Genomic DNA, 2,658 nt, shown 5'->3' on the forward strand with positions numbered 1-2,658 from the left:
TGACTATTTCGCTAAGTGTGACCCACCTATTTCGGTAATGATCTGACCCACCTTTTAGCTGCGTGGATTTGATGGTTCTAAGCTAGTGTTTTTCGGAAGAGTTTTTTAATGATTTTTTTCTTAACGATTCGCCTTTCAGTTCAAAGCGGTGTGCGTTGGCCATAAGTCGGTCCATGATCGCATCGGCTAAGGTTGGCTCAGCAATGTATTCATGCCATTTATTGATCGGCAGCTGCGAAGCCATCACCACTGATTTTTTATTGTATCGATCTTCCAGGATTTGGAGTAACGCCAGCCTGGTATTCTGATCCATCGGTGCCAGGCCGAAGTCATCCAGGATAAGCAAGCTGACCTTCTCGAGTTGATTGAGAAGCTTCACGAATGAACCGTCAAGTTTGGCGATCATGATTTTCTCTGTAAAGCGATTCAGATTGAGATATAATGTTTTGTATCCCATGACACAAGCCTGGTTACCCAGTGCACAAGCCAAAAAACTTTTTCCTGCTCCTGTGGCTCCGCTAATAAGAATGTTCTCTGATCGATCGATAAAGCTGCAATCGGCTAGTTGAAGTATCTGTTCCTTGGGAAGATTTCGCGCAGCGTTGTAAGATATTTCTTCCAGCGATCCAGCATAACGCAGTTTACTGAGCTTCAGATAGAGTTGCGTTTTATATTGCGTCCTGCTTTGTCTTTCTGCTTCAGCTAAATGCGCGATTAGGGCGTGTCCTTCCGGATGTTGATTAACAGGAAGCTGGAGTATGGCTTCGTAGCTTCGTGTCATTCCTTGAAGTTTAAGATCCTTGAGTTGTTCAAGTGTTGCTGATGTGTTCATATGATTTTAAAGTTTAACTATTGATAATCTTTTGATCCTCTGATCTGATTGTGATCAGGTATGTTATTGTGAACTGTGACCTCGGCTCTGTCGAGGTTGTTTTTAAGAATGTTTTCAACCATGCCATAGTTGACACGTGCCGCCGACAACGCACGCTTACAAGCGGCGTCAAGTCGGGCATTGCCATACTGTTTTCCTAGTCTGAGTATACCAAGACAACTATTATAAGTCTGTTCGTAAAATCCATTTGATGAGAGTATCCGCTTGACGACTTGCTGTACAGACTGACCGATATAGGATGCGTTGCGTAAAAAGTATTCATCATCCCACGCACGTTGCTCTATTACCTTCTGATGATTAACAGGTCGATGTTCGATATTGGTAGTATGTCCATACTTTCGGTAACTCCGCTTATGGATGGCTACGCGCTTAAGACCATCGTAGACTTCAACGGTATCGCTTGTATAAATAATCTTTAGCTTTTTTCCAATGAGCGTGTGGGGCACACTGTATTGGTGACGATCTTCGCCGACCACCACATGATAGTTGCGTTGTACTTTGCTATCAGTAGTATGTTTGATTTCATATACCGATGATGGCAATGGCTTGAGTAGTGGCTTTTCATGTTGTTCAAATAACTCCTTGCGACTACCAGTTTTATTTTTGAAAGGTCTACTGTTAAATAAATCCAGTTGTCTTCTTATGGCGGCATTAAGTTCTTCGAGGGAATGGAATACCTGATTGCGCAACGGAGCGTATATGTGTTTGTAGGCCAGATCCACTGCTTTCTCTACACTACCTTTGTCGCGCGGTTTACCAACACGAGCCGTTACAGCTGTTGTTCCATAATGCGCAGCAAAGTATTCCATCGCTTCAGTGAATACAGGTTCGTAACGACTTGCACGTTGAACAGCGGTGCGCATGTTATCCATCTTGACACAGGTGGTCACACCTCCAATGAACTTTTTAAATCTTCCTAAAGCCGGAATAAAATGCTCCTGCTTCTGACTAAGGATAGCTTCAACGTACATGTAATGACTGAAAGGAAGAACGCATACTAACGATTCACATTCAATACATTCACCAGTGCTGCGATCAACATAGCTTAGCTTCTTCCCTGCAAAGTCGATCTGCGAACTTTCAGCAGGTTGGTGCGTGAAGTACATAACCGCTTCATCAAGCTTGAGATGTTGATTGAGATAAGCGCAGAACTGTGTGTAGCGATAGCCATCGGGATAAACTTTGCGATACTCTTCCCATAGCAATTGCTTGGTAACACCGCGCTTCTTTAATTCTGAACAATAGTACTCAAGATGCTTTTTAAGATCCGAGTGACGATCATCGATAGATCGGCCTGCTGTAGACTTTTCACAGGCATCCACATAGACTAAGGAGCTCAGCGATTCATCGTCCAGCGAAAGCAACTCCTGTGAGCTCATGCCGGTTGCAGACATTCTTCGTAGATAGTCGCGAACGGTATTTCTGGACAGCCCTGTAAGCCGCACGATCTGACGAATACTTCGACCATGAAGCTGTAACTCAATTATTGTTTTGATCTGATGCATACGCAGTGGTTTTGACATAATCGCTCGGAGGTTAAACTCAAAGCGAACTATTTTTGCATCAAATCCACACCTAAAGGTGGGTCAGATCATTACCGAAATAGATGACCAGGGTGGGTCAGACAATTACCGAAATACCCGGGTCAAATGATTACCGAAACGGGTGGGTCAGATAATTAGCGAAATACCTGGGTCAAACCATTTCCGAAATAGGTGGGTCAGGTAATTACCGAAAGGGTGGGTCAGACGGTAGCGAAATATTCA

At 43.8% G+C, this 2,658-nt stretch carries 2 protein-coding genes; both read right to left on the reverse strand.

Annotated elements, in window-relative coordinates; all coding sequences use genetic code 11:
* Positions 1-82 precede the first annotated feature (82 nt).
* A complete protein-coding gene (gene istB / locus DQQ10_RS27645; RefSeq protein WP_112750199.1) occupies positions 83-832 on the reverse strand; it encodes an IS21-like element helper ATPase IstB in 750 nt (249 codons plus the stop codon).
* Between the two features lie 17 nt (positions 833-849).
* Positions 850-2,397: an IS21 family transposase gene (gene istA, locus DQQ10_RS27650; protein WP_165824152.1), complete on the reverse strand. Its 1,548-nt coding sequence runs from the start codon at positions 2,395-2,397 to the stop codon at positions 850-852.
* Positions 2,398-2,658: the final 261 nt, after the last annotated feature.

This window comes from Pseudochryseolinea flava, from assembly GCF_003286915.1.
GTDB lineage: Bacteria > Bacteroidota > Bacteroidia > Cytophagales > Cyclobacteriaceae > Ohtaekwangia > Ohtaekwangia flava.

Bases quoted from the DNA above. Each gene is read 5' to 3' on its own strand.
- istA (WP_165824152.1), bottom strand. From the start codon at position 2,397: ATGCATCAGATCAAAACAATAATTGAGTTACAGCTTCATGGTCGAAGT.
- istB (WP_112750199.1), bottom strand. From the start codon at position 832: ATGAACACATCAGCAACACTTGAACAACTCAAGGATCTTAAACTTCAA.